This window comes from Oceanicaulis sp. UBA2681 (assembly GCF_002354675.1).
GTDB classification, from domain to species: domain Bacteria; phylum Pseudomonadota; class Alphaproteobacteria; order Caulobacterales; family Maricaulaceae; genus Oceanicaulis; species Oceanicaulis alexandrii.
The window spans coordinates 211,244-226,851 of record NZ_DEMB01000008.1; the positions used below are offsets into that span (position 1 = coordinate 211,244).

Annotated in this window: 14 protein-coding genes; 8 read left to right on the forward strand and 6 right to left on the reverse strand. The window is 61.1% G+C overall.

All coding sequences use genetic code 11. The features are described from left to right. The 3 genes from B3M53_RS06170 to B3M53_RS06180 all read right to left on the reverse strand — a co-directional run. The coding region (locus tag B3M53_RS06170; protein ID WP_286799913.1) for a CarD family transcriptional regulator at nt 1-1,580 on the reverse strand (1,580 nt) is incomplete at its 3' end. Nucleotides 1,581-1,751: 171 nt separating this feature from the next. Continuing rightward, entirely contained in the window at nt 1,752-2,075 is a 324-nt protein-coding gene (locus tag B3M53_RS06175; RefSeq protein WP_286799916.1) for a succinate dehydrogenase assembly factor 2, read from the reverse strand. A gap of 71 nt (nt 2,076-2,146) precedes the next feature. Beyond that, nucleotides 2,147-2,863: a cytochrome b/b6 domain-containing protein gene (locus B3M53_RS06180; protein WP_286799918.1), complete on the reverse strand. Its 717-nt coding sequence runs from the start codon at nt 2,861-2,863 to the stop codon at nt 2,147-2,149. Between the two features lie 269 nt (nt 2,864-3,132). Here B3M53_RS06180 and B3M53_RS06185 point away from each other — a divergent pair, with 269 nt between their 5' ends. The 3 genes from B3M53_RS06185 to B3M53_RS06195 all read left to right on the forward strand — a co-directional run bounded on the left by B3M53_RS06185 (nt 3,133) and on the right by B3M53_RS06195 (nt 6,085). Continuing rightward, nucleotides 3,133-3,528, forward strand: coding sequence for a helix-turn-helix transcriptional regulator (locus B3M53_RS06185; protein WP_286799920.1), 396 nt, complete (start codon nt 3,133-3,135; stop codon nt 3,526-3,528). Between the two features lie 65 nt (nt 3,529-3,593). Beyond that, entirely contained in the window at nt 3,594-5,687 is a 2,094-nt protein-coding gene (gene recG / locus B3M53_RS06190; RefSeq protein ID WP_286799922.1) for an ATP-dependent DNA helicase RecG, read from the forward strand. Between the two features lie 185 nt (nt 5,688-5,872). Continuing rightward, entirely contained in the window at nt 5,873-6,085 is a 213-nt protein-coding gene (locus B3M53_RS06195; RefSeq protein ID WP_028284420.1) for a cold-shock protein, read from the forward strand. Between the two features lie 78 nt (nt 6,086-6,163). Here the strand turns inward: B3M53_RS06195 and B3M53_RS06200 are convergent, their stop codons facing one another. Next, on the reverse strand, nt 6,164-6,892 hold the full coding sequence (locus B3M53_RS06200; protein ID WP_286799927.1) for a DUF502 domain-containing protein: 729 nt from the start codon (nt 6,890-6,892) through the stop codon (nt 6,164-6,166). Nucleotides 6,893-7,010: 118 nt separating this feature from the next. Here B3M53_RS06200 and B3M53_RS06205 point away from each other — a divergent pair, with 118 nt between their 5' ends. After that, the gene (locus B3M53_RS06205; protein ID WP_160091712.1) at nt 7,011-8,225 is read left to right on the forward strand and encodes a DUF3089 domain-containing protein; all 1,215 of its coding nucleotides are present in this window, start codon (nt 7,011-7,013) and stop codon (nt 8,223-8,225) included. On the opposite strand, the gene rfaE2 is transcribed toward B3M53_RS06205, so the two are convergent. Both rfaE2 and kdsA read right to left on the reverse strand, forming a co-directional pair. Then, nucleotides 8,226-9,695 carry a D-glycero-beta-D-manno-heptose 1-phosphate adenylyltransferase gene (rfaE2, locus tag B3M53_RS06210; RefSeq protein WP_286799928.1) on the reverse strand — a complete coding sequence of 490 codons (1,470 nt, stop codon included), beginning with the start codon at nt 9,693-9,695 and terminating at the stop codon, nt 8,226-8,228. It abuts the gene before it with no gap. A 17-nt stretch (nt 9,696-9,712) separates the two neighbouring features. Continuing rightward, on the reverse strand, nt 9,713-10,573 hold the full coding sequence (gene kdsA / locus B3M53_RS06215) for a 3-deoxy-8-phosphooctulonate synthase (protein WP_022699466.1): 861 nt from the start codon (nt 10,571-10,573) through the stop codon (nt 9,713-9,715). 125 nt (nt 10,574-10,698) lie between these two features. Here kdsA and B3M53_RS06220 point away from each other — a divergent pair, with 125 nt between their 5' ends. The 4 genes from B3M53_RS06220 to B3M53_RS06235 form a co-directional block, all read left to right on the forward strand. Continuing rightward, the gene (locus B3M53_RS06220) at nt 10,699-12,141 is read left to right on the forward strand and encodes a cryptochrome/photolyase family protein (RefSeq protein WP_286799929.1); all 1,443 of its coding nucleotides are present in this window, start codon (nt 10,699-10,701) and stop codon (nt 12,139-12,141) included. Next, on the forward strand, nt 12,138-13,499 hold the full coding sequence (locus tag B3M53_RS06225) for an NAD(P)/FAD-dependent oxidoreductase (protein WP_286799931.1): 1,362 nt from the start codon (nt 12,138-12,140) through the stop codon (nt 13,497-13,499). Before B3M53_RS06220 ends, B3M53_RS06225 begins: the two co-directional genes overlap by 4 nt. Then, nucleotides 13,483-14,322, forward strand: coding sequence for a DUF1365 domain-containing protein (locus B3M53_RS06230; RefSeq protein ID WP_286799932.1), 840 nt, complete (start codon nt 13,483-13,485; stop codon nt 14,320-14,322). The genes B3M53_RS06225 and B3M53_RS06230 overlap by 17 nt, the downstream gene beginning before the upstream one ends. A 47-nt stretch (nt 14,323-14,369) precedes the next feature. Continuing rightward, a partial coding sequence (locus B3M53_RS06235) for an SAM-dependent methyltransferase (protein ID WP_286799933.1) occupies nt 14,370-15,608 on the forward strand: 1,239 nt, incomplete at its 3' end.

Sequence of the window (15,608 nt, forward strand, 5' to 3'; positions counted from 1 at the left end):
GCGTATTCCAGCTCCAGGCAATCATGCGGCGCATCACCCACCGACAGGGTTTTCAGGCCCAGATAGCGCCCGAGGCCATGATCCGCGTGAACCACCAGATCGCCGGGCGTCAGCGCGCCGGCTTCTGCGATGACGTCGGCGGTTTTCTTTTTGCGGCGCGGACGGGCCAGGCGGTCGCCCAGAACATCCTGCTCGGCGATCACCACAAAGTCAGGCGTCTCAAACCCGTGTTCCAGCGGCAGGACGATGCGCGAAATCGTCTGACCACTCATCTTGTTAGCGGCCCGCCAGTCGGTCGCCTCCATGATCGGTTTCAGGCCATGATCGCCCAGCACGCTGGCGAGACGGTCAGAGCCGCCTTCCGACCAGCTGGCGAACAGCACGCGCTTGCCGGATGAACGCAGGGCGACGGCATGCTTAGCGGCGGCGTCAAAAACGTTCTGATCGGCCTGGCGTTCAGCGGCGAAGCTGCGCCCCTGCTTGCCGCCCATGTCGATAACGTTCTCGCCCGCTTCCTGAAACGCGGTAAAGCGGCGCGCAGCATGCCGGTCTATTTCACGCGCCCATTCGTCTTCATCAAGATAGAGCGATGTGGGTTCCAGCGCGCGATAGGCGGGCGCGCCCATGGCCCCGGCGCCGGATTTGGACGCGGCCTGACGGGCGTCGTAATAGTCGCGGATTTGCTCGAGCCGCTCATCGAGCGCGTCTTTCACCAGCGGGTCGAGCCCGATCAGAGCGCCCTCGCCCACATACTCAAAGACCGTATCCAGATGATCATGAAACAGCGGCAGCCAGTGCTCGGCCCCGTTCGGGCGTGCGCCTGCGCTGACAGAATCATAAATCGGATCGCCAGAGCCGACCGCGCCGAAATTCTTCAGAAAGCCTGAGCGAAACCGCGAAATCGCGTCTGCGTTCAGCACGATCTCGCTGACGGGCGCAAAGCTGACCGATTTGAGCTGACTGGTGGTGCGTTGGGTTTCGGGGTCGAAGCCGCGCACGCTTTCCAATACATCGCCGAAGAAATCCAGCCGCACCGGCTCTTCCGCGTCGGCCGGGAACACGTCGATCACCCCGCCGCGCACGGCGTAATCGCCGCGTTCAGTGACGGTGGCGGTGCGCACATAGCCGTTTTCCGCCAGATGCTGTTTGAGCACTTCGGAATCCAGAACCCCGCCGGGTTTGGCGCTCAAGCCGCCGCCGGACATCGCCGCTTTCGGCGCGCAGCGCTGAAGGGCGCCAGACACCGTGGAGATCACCAGAAGCGGCTTTTTCTCTTTCGGGTCGCGTTGCGCCAGCGCATGAAGCGCCCCGGCGCGCCGGGCCGCCGTGCGCGGACTGGGGCTGATCCGGTCATAGGGCTGACAATCCCAGCCCAGAAGCCGCAATTGATCGAGGTCTGGCGCGAAGAACCGCGCCGCCGTCGCGAACGCGCTGGCCCGCGCCTCGTCGGTGGCGATGTAGAGCCCCACCCCGCCGCGCGCCCGCAAGGCGTCGCAAAAGATCAGGGCGTCAAAGCCCTCAGGCGCGCCGCAAACGGTCAGCGATTGGGTCGACTCAGCAAGCGCTTTGAAATCGTTCACGGCGGGGCGTCCTCAATACAATTTCGCCCCCGCGCCAGTTTGACGGGGGGTGATTGGTTCTCTTTACACCACTCTTCCCCGGCGAAGGTCGGGGGGCAGAGCAGTCAAACGTCGCGCTCGATCCTCTCTGGATCCCGGTCTTCACCGGGAAAGAGGGCAAATGCTGACAGTTTAGCTCGACGGGCCGTCGCCCTCGGCGGCGAGCGCCTCGTAATCAAAGCTTTTCAGCGCATTCAGCACCGGGCCGTCATAATTGGCTGGAGTCTCGATCGTGCCGCAGATCCAGGCGTAGACCTCGGTGTCGGGCGCATCGAGCAGACGCTCAAACTCATCCACCTCGTCTGGCGACAGGTCATAGAGCTTGGTGTCCGCGAAGCGTCCCATGATCAGGTCGGCTTCCTTGAACCCTCGCCGCCAGGCGCGAAACGTCAAACGCTTCAGCCGCGCTTCAGGGTCCAGGGGCGTATTCGGATCGGAGAAAGGATTATCACTCATGTGAGCGCATATAGCGCGCGGAGGGGCGCGGGTGAAGGGCTGCGCCTTCACCCGGTTCAAGCCTGTTCAGATCAGGGGCGTTTTCGACCGGTTATCATGGAGGCTGGCAGGTTCTCACGATGCACGAGGCTTGAGACCAGCACGCCGATCACATGGATCCCGGCGAGCGCGAGCGTGATGTAAACAAAGATCGAATGGAGCGACTCGTATAGCTCTTCTGCGCCTTCGTCGCCCGCTTCTCCGGCTTCATAGCGGTCGTCATGCTCTTCATGTTCATCGTCATAATCTTCATAAGCTCGTGTCTGATGGTCTTGCGACGCCTCGCCGAGTTCCGGCACAGGAGGGCCTGAGCTCGCCATGATCCCAGCAAGCGGGCCTGTCCCGTCTTCGATCGCTTGCAAGGCGAGACCGGACACCATCACGCCTGACAGAGCGATCAGCAAAGCCACCGTCATGGCGCCGCCTGCCGCGTTATGGCCAATGGAGCGTTTGGCTTCGCCCTTGAGCAGGCCCGAGACATAGCGCCAGACCGACCCTGGGCCTTTGACAAAACTGGAGAACCGGGCGTGTCGAGTACCGACAAAACCCCAGATGACTCTCACAATAACGGTGATCCCGACGATGTATCCGGCCCAGATGTGGACGTTGGGCACTTCATCGCCGGTGAAGTACGCGGTCAGGACTCCGATGACGATGACCCAGTGACCGATCCGCACGACGGGGTCCCAGACCTTTACAGTGGTCGGTTCGTGCGAACCTGATCCGTCTGCTTGTTGGTTGTTGCTCATATCGCTCTCCAGTTGACGCTGACGGTCGAGGATTGCGCTTGCGGTTTTCCCTGCTCGTTTCCTCGGTCGACGGCTGTGGATCAGTGCTGGCGCGAACAGAGAGCAAGGGCCATACGTCTTTTGACAGTTCCCCCGGTCCCGCGTGTGAATGGAGGCGTCCTATGTCGGAAAACAGATCCCAGAGGCTTATCCACATTGTCACATCAGGCGTCTTCGGTTTGATCGCATTGCTGATAGCCGCTGACCTTATGATTGACGGGCGTGAAGGCGTGAGCCTGACGCATCTGATGCTTGAAGGGTTTGTCCTGGTGGCGGCGCTGGTCGGAGCGGGTCTGACCTTGCGCCGTTATTTGCAAGTGAATCGGGATCTGGTCATCGCGCGTCGCGACACAATCCATTGGCGCGATCAACACCGTACGCTCGTGCAAGGCCTGAGCGCGGCAATCTCAGATCAGTTTTCGGCCTGGAATCTGACCCCGTCAGAGACCGAAATCGGCATGCTCTTGCTCAAAGGGTTGTCACACGCCCAGATCGCAGACCTTCGCGGCACGTCAGAACGGACGGTTCGGGAGCAATCGCGATCCCTGTACCGGAAGGCGGGGCTGGAGGGGCGGGCGGACCTGGCCGCGTTCTTTCTTGAAGACCTGTTGCCGCCCCAACGCTGAATGCGGGTGCGGTTGGGTGAAGGGCGAGACTTTCGCGAATCCAGTTCACGGGCGATGTTAGCGACATGCGCCCACAATCGCTCTTCCCGCTGTTTGCTGATCTGACCACGCTGAAAGGCGTGGGGCCTCGGCTTGCGGCCTTGATGGAGAAGGTGGCGGGGCCGCGGGTGAAGGATCTGATTTTCACCGCGCCCACGGGACTGGTGGACCGGACGCACCGGATGTCGATCTCTGATGCCGGTGACGCCGGAAACCAGGTGCTGGTCAGCATCGAGGCGGAGGTGGAGGCCCATATCCCCCGCCCCACCATGAAGCAGCCCTACAAGGTGCGTATGCGCGACGAGACGGGCTGGCTGCATCTGGTGTTTTTCAACGCCAAGTCCGATTATCTGCGCCGCATGCTGCCCGAAGGCTCAACCCGGCTGGTGTCGGGCAAGGCGGAGCGTTTCGCCAGCGAAATCCAGATGGTGCATCCCGATCTGATCGCCGATCCCAAAGAGGTCGAGGACAAGGATCTGCTGCAGCCGGTCTATCCGCTGACGGCGGGGCTCTCGATCAATGTGATGCGCAAGGCGATGGCTGAGGCGCTGAGCACCCTGCCCGATCTGCCTGAATGGATCGATCTGCCACTGAAAGCGCGCGAGGACTGGCCGGGCTGGCGCGAGGCCTTGCTGGAGCTGCACGCCCCGCAATCAAATCTTGATCTGGAGCCCGGCGCGAGGGTTCGCAAACGCCTCGCTTTTGACGAGCTGTTCGCCCACCAGCTGGCTTTGAAACTGGCGCGGCGCGATCGCAAGGCACGCAAAGGCCGCCCGCTGTCTGGCGATGGCGCGCTCGTGGCGCAGCTATTAGATCATGCGCCCTTCACCCCGACCGGCGCGCAGATGCGGGCGTTTGAAGCCTGCAAGACTGATATGGACAGCGCGCAGCGCATGATGCGGCTGGTTCATGGCGATGTGGGCTCGGGCAAAACCTTCGTCGCCGCGCTCTGCGCCGCCCATGCCGCCGAAGCCGGGGTGCAGACTGCCCTGATGGCGCCGACTGAAATCGTCGCCCGTCAGCACGCCAAGGTGATGAGCGACTTGCTCGCGCCCGCCGGAATAACAGTCGTCGCGCTGACCGGACGCGACAAGGGCAAGGCGCGCAAGGAATTGGAGGCGCAGATCGCTTCGGGCGAGGCGCAGGTCGTCTGCGGCACCCACGCCTTGTTCCAGGACAGCGTGGAGTTCGCTGATCTGGGCCTGGTGGTGATTGACGAGCAACACCGGTTCGGGGTGTCGGACCGCCGCAAGCTGACCATGAAGGGCCGTGCGCCGGACGTGCTCGCCATGTCCGCCACCCCTATTCCGCGCACGCTGACGCTCGCCGCGTTCGGTGATCTCGATGTCAGCCGTCTGGATGAAAAACCCGCAGGCCGCATTCCGCCCGACACCCGCGTCGTGTCCGGCGAACGGCTTTATGAGATCATCGAAGGGCTCAAGCGCGCTCTGGCCAAGGGCGAGCGCGCCTATTGGGTCTGCCCGCTGGTGGAAGACAGCGACACGTCCGATCTCGCCGCCGCCGAAGCGCGCCATCACATGCTGTCCGAGATGCTGCCGAACGCGCGCATCGGTCTGGTGCATGGCCGCATGCCGGCGCGCGACAAGCAAAAGGCCGCCGAGGATTTTCGCGCTGGCGAGATTGATGTGCTGGTCGCCACCACTGTGATCGAGGTCGGTGTGGATGCGCCGGACGCCACCATCATGGTGATCGAGCACGCCGAGCGGTTTGGCCTGGCGCAGCTCCATCAGTTGCGCGGGCGCGTGGGTCGGGGCGACAAGCCCTCCACCTGCCTCTTGCTCTATCATGGCCATTTGGGCGAGACCGCCCGGGCGCGGCTCGAGATCATGCGCAATTCCGATGACGGCTTCGTCATCGCCGAGGAAGACTGGCGCTTGCGCGGCTCGGGTGATCCGCTGGGGCTTAAACAGTCGGGCCTGCCGGATTACCGAATCGCCGATCTCGCCGCTCATGCCGACCTTCTGGAACTCGCCAGCGACGCGGCGCAGTATGAAACCGCCCGTGAAGACGTGTTCGCCGGAGAGCGTGGAGAGGCCCTGCGCACCTTGCTGTACTTGTTTGAACGCGATGAAGGCGTGCGATTGATGCGGTCGGGATAGACCGGGCCGCAGATTTCTCTGGCTATCGGCTTCGGTCTGTAGTATCTAATCGCCATCGATACATGGCCAGGTTTTCGGTCACCGCGCTTCGGCGCTGATTCCACTCCCTCCAAATGTCGATGTCCGCCATGCTCTTATTCGGAGGGCGTGGTGATTATCTCTTGTCTAAAAAAGGACATTCATCAATGGCTACCGGCATTGTGAAGTGGTTCAACGCCACCAAAGGCTACGGTTTCATTCAACCTGACGACGGTTCCAAGGACGTGTTCGTGCACGCCTCCGCCGTTGAGCGTGCGGGCATGCCCGAGCTCACCGAAGGTCAGCGCATTTCTTATGAAGAAGAGCGCGACCACAAAAGCGGCAAAACTTCCGCAGGTTCGCTTGCGAAAGCCGACTAATCTGATCTGAAAAGATTGGATGAAGAGCCCCCCGGATGATCCATCCGGGGGGCTTTTTTATGTCGCTATCTCGAAAACTCAGGGCTTCGGAGAATCGGGCTCTTCAGACTCGGGCGCATCGCCGCCCTGGGTATCATCGGGCATCAGGCCAGCGCCGGCCTTGCCCGGCTCGGCTTGCGGGATCGCGCCGTCCGGCAAGCGATCCGGCGTCACCATGCCGAAGGAAATGATCAGCTTGGCGGCTTCCTCTACCGTCAGGTCGAGCGCGATCGCCTTGGAGCGCGGCACGAACAGCAAGAAGCCCGATGTCGGGTTTGGCGTGGTCGGAATAAAGACGCCGATGACGTCATCGCCCTTGCCCACGACCGAGCGGATGACGCCGCGGCCGGTCGAGGCCACGAAAGCGACCGCATAGCTGCCCGCCATGGGGTATTCCACCAGCACCACTTCCTTGAAGGAGTTCTGTTGGCCCTGGAAGACCGTCTCGACGATCTGTTTGAGTGCAGCGTAGATATTGCGAATTAGCGGCACGGAATTGAGTACGCGCTCGCCCAGATCAAGCAGGCTACGGCCGAAAATGTTCGCCGCCAGCGCGCCCAGTAGCGTCAGGCCCAGCACCGCGATCAGAAGCCCCATGCCGGGTATGGCGAAGGGCAGATAGCTTTCAGGGTTGTAGCGGGTCGGAACCAGCGGCTTGATCACCTGGTCCACAAAGGTCACGAAGCTGTAGATCAGCCAGAAAGTGATGCCGATCGGGGCGGCGACAACGACGCCGGTCAAAAAGCGATTGCGTAGCCAGCGAAGCACGTCGCTCAACTCCTGTTACAGCGTCCAGAGCGGACGCCTCTCTGCAATGCCCGCGAATATGGGAGGAATCAAGGCTCCCTCTTGCTGACGTCCCAGTTGCAAGCGTATGAGTGTGAGCATGAACGGCCCCTTCAACATCCCCCTCACCGCCTGGTTGCGCTGGCTCCTGTTTGGCGCTTTGGGCGGCTTTGTTCTGCTGTCCGCGTTGAGCGCCTTCGTTTTACGCGACCAGATCTTCCAGACGTTTCTGGATCCCGGCGTGCCGTTTCAGACCTATCAACGCCCCCCGGCCCCTGATTACACACAGGATGAAGCCTGGGCGGCGCGACCGGACGTGCGCTTGCCTGACGAGGCGGGGCATCCGGCGGTCTTTTTCATTCATCCCACCACCTATGACGGCGGCAGCCACTGGAATGCGCCCTATGATCGGCCGCAGGAAGCGGTGGAGTTGTCCCAGATCGTCCTGCCGAACTACGCCGCGCCCTTCCTGGTTCAGGATGTGGAGCTTTATGCGCCGCGCTATCGTCAGGCGTCGCTCTATACCTTCATGAATAATCGCGAGGATTCGGTCCTGGCGCGGGAGCTGGCGCAAATGGATATCCAGCGCGCTTTCACCCAGTTTCTGCGCGAGACGGATCCCGAGCAGCCTTTCTTCATCGTCGGTGTGGGCCAAGGCGGCGCCATCGCGCTGGACGTTCTGGCGCGGCGAGTTGCGCCTGACCCTGCAGTGCGCCGGCGTCTGACCGCCGCCTACATCATCGAGGCGCCGACGCCTCTGGATCTTCTGGCTGGGCCGCTCTCGACCATTCCGGTGTGCACCGATCCGTCCGAGGTGCGTTGTCTGGTGGGCTGGGTCGCCGTTCGCCCGCAGGAGACAGCCCGCATCGAGGCTTTGACGCAGCGCTCGCGAGCGCTTGATTCCCGAGGGCGGCTGACCCCTGTCGAGGACCGGGCTCTGTTGTGCGTCAATCCTGTGTTGTGGACCGCGAATGAGGACTATGCCCCTGCACGATTGCATCGGGGCGCGGCTGCGGCGGAGGGCTTGATGCTGACGGATGCGCCCTCGCCCATGACCAATCAGACGGGGGCGCAATGCCAGGGCGGCTTGTTGATGATTGATCAGCCGCGCGCCAGCGCCTTGCGCCGGCCCGGGCGCCTTGCGGAGGATAGACGGGTGCGTCCCTCCAACCTGTTCTACATGGACATCCGCGCCAATGCTCAAGCCCGGTTGGAAGTGATGCGCGCGATCATGGCCGATGAAGCGCGTTACGCCCCGCCGCTTGATGCGCCGCTTGAGGTTGAGGTCGCCCCTATCACGCCCATTGATGGCTAGTTACGGATCGCCCTGCCGCAAGCGATTGACGATATTGGTGGTGGAAAGCCCGTCCATCAGCGGCGCAAGGACGATTTCCCCGCCAGACTGCAGGATGAAATCTGCGCCGGGCAGTTCGTCCGCCACATAATCGGCCCCCTTGACCATGACATGGGGGCGGATTTCCGAGATCAGCTCTGCAGGCGTGTCTTCATCAAATATCACCACCCGGTCCACCATTTCGAGCGAGGCGAGCATGGTTGCGCGGGTGACCTGATCATTGATCGGGCGGTTCTCACCTTTCAGGCGTTTGACCGAGGCGTCAGCGTTCAATCCGACGATCAGACGATCACAGACCGAAGCCGCATGGCGCAGCACGGACAAATGCCCCGGATGCAGCAGATCAAAGCAGCCATTGGTGAAGCCCACTTTCAAACCGCTCGCACGCCAGTCCGCCGACAGCGCCGCCATGGCCGGGCGGGACATGATGCGCCAGTCCGGCGCTTCCTCACCCGCTTGTGCAGCATCGAGAACTTCTTCTGGCGAAACGGTGGCTGTTCCCGGCTTGCCGACCGCAACGCCTGCAGCAAGATCGGCGAATTCCATCGCGTCCTTCAAAGACGCGCCGGCCGCCATGGCGAGAGACAGTCCGGCAAGCGCCGTGTCGCCAGCGCCTGAAACGTCATAGACTTCGCGAGGGCGAGATCGGTGATGATGAATGGCGCCGGTTTCATCCAGCAAGGTCATGCCAGCGCCGCCACGTGTGACCATGACGGCCTCAGTGCGCGACAATTGCGCCTTGAGGGCTATCAGCGCTGTGGCTGCGTCGTCATCACTGGAGACGGTCAGTCCGGTTTCGGCTTCAAGTTCGCCGGCATTGGGCTTGATAATGCTGGCGCCGTCATACCGGCTGTAATCATGACCGCGCGGATCGACGCTGACAGGCTTGCCCGCTTCGCGCGCAAGAGCGATGGCGGCTTGTACGAGTTCACGCGTGACTACGCCGCGGCCGTAATCGGAAACAATCAGAATATCAGACTCTTCAATCGCATATTTAATGTGATTTAAGAGCTCTGAAACCGTGTCGCTCCGGATCGTCTCTGTCGGGTCGCGATCAACGCAGAACATCTGCTGATTATTGGAGACATAGCGGATTTTAGACGGCGTTGGGCGCTCAGGCGTCCGGACGACTCCCTCCGCATCGCCACAGGCGGCCTTGACCAGGTCAATCGCAGCGTCGCCGTCAGCGTCAGTCCCGGCGACGGAAATCAGGCGCACTTCAGCGCCGAGGCTTGAGAGATTACGCGCAAGATTGCCTGCGCCGCCCAGCATCGCCGTGCGTCGCTTCTCTGACAGGATCGGCACCGGCGCTTCTCGCGAAATGCGATGGGTGTCGCCATAGACAAAGCTGTCATACAGCAGATCGCCCAGCACCATGGCGCGGCGGTTTTGTATGGCGGCAAGAAGGTGCGCAGCCCGTTCACGCAACATGGCGCTCTCCAGAGCGATTAGAGTTGAATGACGGGATTGGACTTGGCCAGCGCGTCAAAAGCCATCAGATCGCGCACAACCTCTTCAAATCGGTCAAGCGGGATCATGTTCGGGCCGTCAGAGGGCGCATTATCCGGATCCGGATGGGTCTCCATGAAGACGCCCGCTATGCCCAGCGAGACCGCTGCCCGCGCCAGATGGGGCGCAAACTGACGTTGACCGCCGGAGGATCCGCCCTGCCCGCCCGGTTGCTGCACGGCGTGGGTGGCGTCCATGACGACCGGCGCGCCGGTCTGTTTCATGATGGGGAAGCTACGCATATCCACCACCAGCGTATTATAACCAAAGCTGGCGCCGCGTTCGGTGGCGATCACATTGGGGTTCCCGGCGCCGGTCAGCTTGCCGATCACATTGGGCATGTCCCAGGGCGCCAGGAACTGGCCTTTTTTGACGTTGATCACCTTGCCGGTTTCCGCGGCGGCGATCAGCAGATCGGTCTGGCGGCAGAGAAAGGCTGGGATCTGAAGGATGTCGGCGGCTTCGGCGACGATGGCGCATTGCTCTGCGGTATGAATATCCGTCAGCAGCGGCAGGCCGCTGGTTTCCCGAATCTCGTTGAAGACCTCCATGGAAGCCGAAAGGCCCAGGCCCCGTTTGCCGGACAGGCTGGTGCGGTTCGCTTTGTCAAACGAGGTCTTGTAGACGAGGCCCGCGCCTGTGCGGTCCGCGATCTCCTTGAGCGCCATCGAAACTTCAAGGCCATGCTCACGGCTTTCTAGCTGGCAGGGACCCGCGATGATGGTGAGCGGCTTCTCATTGCCCATTTCCAGCACGCCGCCCTTGGGCAGCGGAATTTCTACGACGGCGTTCGGATTCATGAGAAACGCTTCTCCACTTGGCGTTGGGACAGACGGGTATGTGTGTCAGCCCCTGATCCAGAGGATATAAATCACCGTATAGCCTGACACCATACCTCGTCCCAGAACGCGTGCATTGCAAACCCATGACTGATTTGAAAAAGCCTGTAATTGTCTGGTTTCGACAAGACCTTAGGCTGGCTGACAACCCCGCCTTGCAAGCCGCCGCGGCCACGGGTGCGCCTGTTCTGCCTGTCTATATCCTCGATGATGAGGCGCCGGGCGCATGGAAGCCCGGCGGCGCGAGCCGGTGGTGGCTGCATCATTCGCTCACGTCTCTGGCTCGCGATATCGAGCAGCTGGGAGGGCGGTTGATCTTCCAGAAAGGCCCTGCGCAGGCTTGCCTAGAGGCGCTGATTGAGGATGTCGGCGCTGACGCCGTGTTCTGGAATCGCCAGTATGAGCCCTGGGCGCGCAAACGCGATGAAGCCATCAAATCAGCGCTAAAAACGGCCGACGTGAAAGCTCGCTCATTCAATGGTTCGCTGATTGTGGAGCCATGGGACATCGCGACGAAAGCCGGCGCCCCCTACAAGGTGTTCACGCCGTTCTGGCGGTCTCTGAAAGCAGGTCATGCGCCGTCTGAACCGTCCGATCGCCCGGATGCTCTGACGTTTCAAGACTATAAAGGCGGCTGCGCGCTGGAGGCCTTGAAGCTATTACCGACCAAGCCTGACTGGTCAGGCGGGCTCGATGACAACTGGACGCCTGGCGAGGCGGCGGCCCATGGCCGGCTGGGTCAGTTTCTCCAGCACAGCGTCACTGCGTATTCAGATCGCCGGAACCTGCCCGCTGAGCATGGCACCTCGAAATTATCGCCGCATCTGCATTTCGGCGAGATCAGCCCCAGACAGGTCTGGCACGCGGTCAAACGCTCTGATCACGCGCAATCAGAGGGCGCTGACACCTATCTCAGCGAAATCGCCTGGCGTGAGTTCAGCTATAACCTGCTCTATCATTTCCCCGACCTGCCCGAGGCGAACTTCCAGTCAAAATTTGACGGATTTGAATGGACGGGACAGGAGAAAGATCTTGAGGCCTGGCGCCGGGGGCGCACAGGGTATCCGATCGTGGATGCTGGCATGCGAGAGCTTTGGGCTACAGGCTGGATGCATAATCGCGTCCGCATGATCGTGGCCAGCTTCCTGATCAAGGATCTGATGATTGACTGGCGTGAAGGCGAAGCCTGGTTTTGGGATACGCTGGTTGACGCCGACCTGTCGAGCAATTCAGCGTCCTGGCAGTGGACGGCCGGGTCAGGCGCGGACGCCGCTCCGTATTTCCGGGTTTTCAATCCTGTCGGACAGTCAGAAAAGTTTGATCCGGATGGCGACTATCTTCGTATGTGGTTACCAGAGCTGACGAAATTACCAAACAAGGCGATTCATGCCCCCTGGATGGCGGATGCGTCGGTTCTAAGACAAGCCGGTGTTAGCTTGGGGGAAACGTATCCCGAGCCGATCGTCGACCATGGTGAAGCGCGCAAACGCGCCCTCGCCGCCTTTGAAAAGATCAAGGACTCCGCATGAGCCCGACTACGCCTTTGCATTCCCGCCCCTTGCGCATCGCTGTGATCGGCGCGGGCGTTTCCGGTCTCGGCGCCGCTTGGGCGTTGCGCAACGTCCATGACGTCACAGTCTTTGAAAAGCGCGATCGGCTGGGCGGACACGCCAACACTGTGCGCATTGATTATGATGGCGCGCAGATTGACGTGGATACGGGCTTCATCGTCTTCAATCCGCTCAACTACCCCAATCTGATTGCCTTGTTCGAGCATCTCGGGGTCGACAGCCATCGCACTGATATGAGTTTCGGTTTCAGCCTGGACCGGAGGTTCGAGTGGTCTTCAAATGGGCTCAAGGGCCTGTTCGCCGATCCCTCCAACCTGTTCAATCTGCGCTATCTGGGCATGTTGCGCGATATCCTGACCTTTAACAAAGCCGCCCAGAAAGATCTGGAGACTGGCGGGCTTGAGGGCTTGAGCCTGGGTCAGTATCTGGACCGTCTGGGAATGGGGGACGCGTTCCGTTCGCAATACCTCCTGCCCATGGGGGCTGCGATCTGGTCCACATCTGAAGCGGGGATGTCGGACTATCCCGCTGAAACCTTCGTGCGCTTTTTCAAGAACCACCGCCTGATGCACGCCAGCCGACCCAAATGGAATACGGTCAAAGGCGGCAGCCGCACCTATGTACAAAAGCTGGAAGCGGACCTGATCGAGGCTGGCGTCGAATTTCAGCCGCAGGCCACCGCCCTCCGCCGCACAACAGACGGCGTTACCCTTGAAGATGAAAACGGGAAGACGCACCAATTCGATGAAGTCATCCTCGCTTGCCATTCCGATCAGGCCCTGTCCTTGCTGACGGACGCGGATGAGGATGAGCGTCAGCTCCTGGGGGCGATCCGGTATGGCGCAAACGAAGCGGTCTTGCATTGCGATACGACCCTCACCCCGGCTCGTAAGGGCGCTCAAGCGGCCTGGACCTATCTGCGCGAAGGCGGAGACGAAGCGGCTGTCACCTACGATATGAACCGCTTGCAAGGCATTCGATCAGACAGGCCGCTCTTTGTGACGCTGAACCCCGTCCGTCAGCCCCGACCTGAAACCGTCTTTGGCCGTTATCAGTACGACCATCCGCAATTCAATGCGCCGGCCCTCGCCGCGCAGCGGATCTTCAATTCCATCCAGGGCGTACGCAAGACCTGGTTCGCGGGCGCCTGGCTCGGCTATGGGTTCCACGAAGATGGCTTGCGCGCCGGTTTGAAAGTGGCCTTGCGCTTGGGCGGTCAGATTCCGTGGAGTTTTGCAGAAGGCGATGTGGATGGCGGCGCCTGGGCGCGACCGGCTGAGCCGTCGCGTCTGAAAGCCCATGTCGCGGCTGAATAAGATGACGCGCGACACTCAACCTGCGGGCTGCCTTTACATCGGCAAGACGGTGCATGAACGCCGGGCGCCCTTCCTGCATCGGTTCAGCTACAGGTTGGCGTCAGTTCTTCTGGACCTCGACCAACTCATGGCGGCGGATCAGGTCAGCGCGCTCTTCTCTGTCGGGCGGTTCAACCTTTACAGCTTTTATCCCAAGGATCTCGGGCCGCGCGACGGCGGCGATCTGTCGTGCTGGGCGCGCAACCTGTTTGCGTCATCCGGTGTCGAGGTGGATGAACAAGACCAGATCTCCCTGCTCTGCGCCCCGCGTGTGCTGGGATACCAATTCAACCCCTTGTCGATCTATTTCGCCCATGACGCTGAAGGTCAGCTCAAGGGCCTGATCTATGAAGTCCACAATACCTTTGGCGACAGTCATTGTTATGTGGCGAAGGCCAGTGAGGGGTCACGCCAAACCCACGACGCAGAGAAGGTTTTTCACGTCTCTCCCTTCTTCGATCTGGGCGGACGCTATGAGTTCACGCTGCGCGAGCCAGACGACACCTTCCATCTGACGATTTTCAAACAGCGTGAGGATGGCCCGGATTTTCTGGCGACCATGGCCATGAAGCGCGCGCCGCTCAGCACCGCGCGGCTCGCGCGTTTGTTTCTCACGCAACCGTTCTCAAGCCTCAAAACCATCCTGGCCATTCACTGGGAGGCCCTGAGGTTGTGGATCAAGGGCGCGGTCTATCACAAGCGAAACCCGCCACCCGCAGACGCCTCAATGGCGCATCCTGTTACCCGACCCTCGCGCGCTGAATTTGGCGCCGCGCCCGATTAATTGTAAACTTGACGTTACACGCAAATGCGTAACCGACGGAGCCGCCAATGACCGACTTCGCCGCCACCCCGCTGGTGCGGGCTGACTCTCCGGCTGTGATCGACCGCCTCAAGGGCGTGCCGCGGGGGGTGCGTTTAACCCTGCGCATGTTGTTGAAACTGAAAGTCGGGACACTGACCGTCGTGCTGCCTGACAGTCGTGCCGTTCAGTTTGAAGGCCAACGTGAAGGCCCTAACGCCATCATTGAGCTGGCCAATTACGCTGTCGTCCGAAAGGTGATTTCGGGCGGCGATGTCGGTTTTGCCGAAAGCTATATGGACGGCGACTGGACGACGCCGGATCTGGCGGCCGTCCTGACCGTGTTTTCCGCCAATCTCGATGAAATGGCCCATATTACGCGCGGCGGACCGATCACGCGCTTCTTCCACTGGCTGTATCATTTGCGGCGGGCGAACACGAAGAGCCAGGCGCGCAAGAACATCGAGGCGCATTACGATCTGGGCAACAGCTTTTACGAGCTGTGGCTGGACGAGACGATGACCTACTCGTCAGCGCGGTTCACAGATGGGGCTCATTCCCTGAAAGACGCCCAGACCGAGAAATACGCCGCCCTCGCCCGGTCCATGGATCTTCAGGCCAATCATCACGTGTTGGAAATCGGTTGCGGCTGGGGCGGATTCGCAGAGTACGCCGCCGGCCAGATCGGCGCGAACGTCACCTGCCTGACCCTGTCTCCGGCGCAGCGTGATTACGCTTTGGCGCGGATGGAACGGCTCGGCCTCTCAGACAAGGTGACCATCAAGCTGCAAGACTATCGCGACGAGACGGGCGTTTACGACCGGGTCGCCTCGATCGAGATGTTTGAAGCGGTTGGTCAGGAATTCTGGCCCAGCTTTTTCGATAAGGTGTCTGCGGTTCTCAAGCCCGGCGGCAAGGCTGGGCTCCAGATCATCACCATTCGCGACGATCTGTTTGAAACCTATTCAAAGCGCGCGGACTTCATCCAGCGTTATATTTTCCCCGGAGGCATGATGCCGAGCGTGGAGAAACTGGAAGCCTGCTTTGAAACTGCGAAGCTTGATCTGGTGAAAACCGATCAGTTCGGCCTTGATTACGCGGACACGCTCAAGCTCTGGAAAGAGCGCTTCGACGATGCGTGGCCGACCATTGAGCCCATGGGGTTTGATGACCGGTTCAAATGCATGTGGGATTTCTACCTCGCCTATTGCGAGGCGGGCTTTCGAACCGGCCGTATCGATGTCGGCCAGTTCACCATTAGCCGCGCC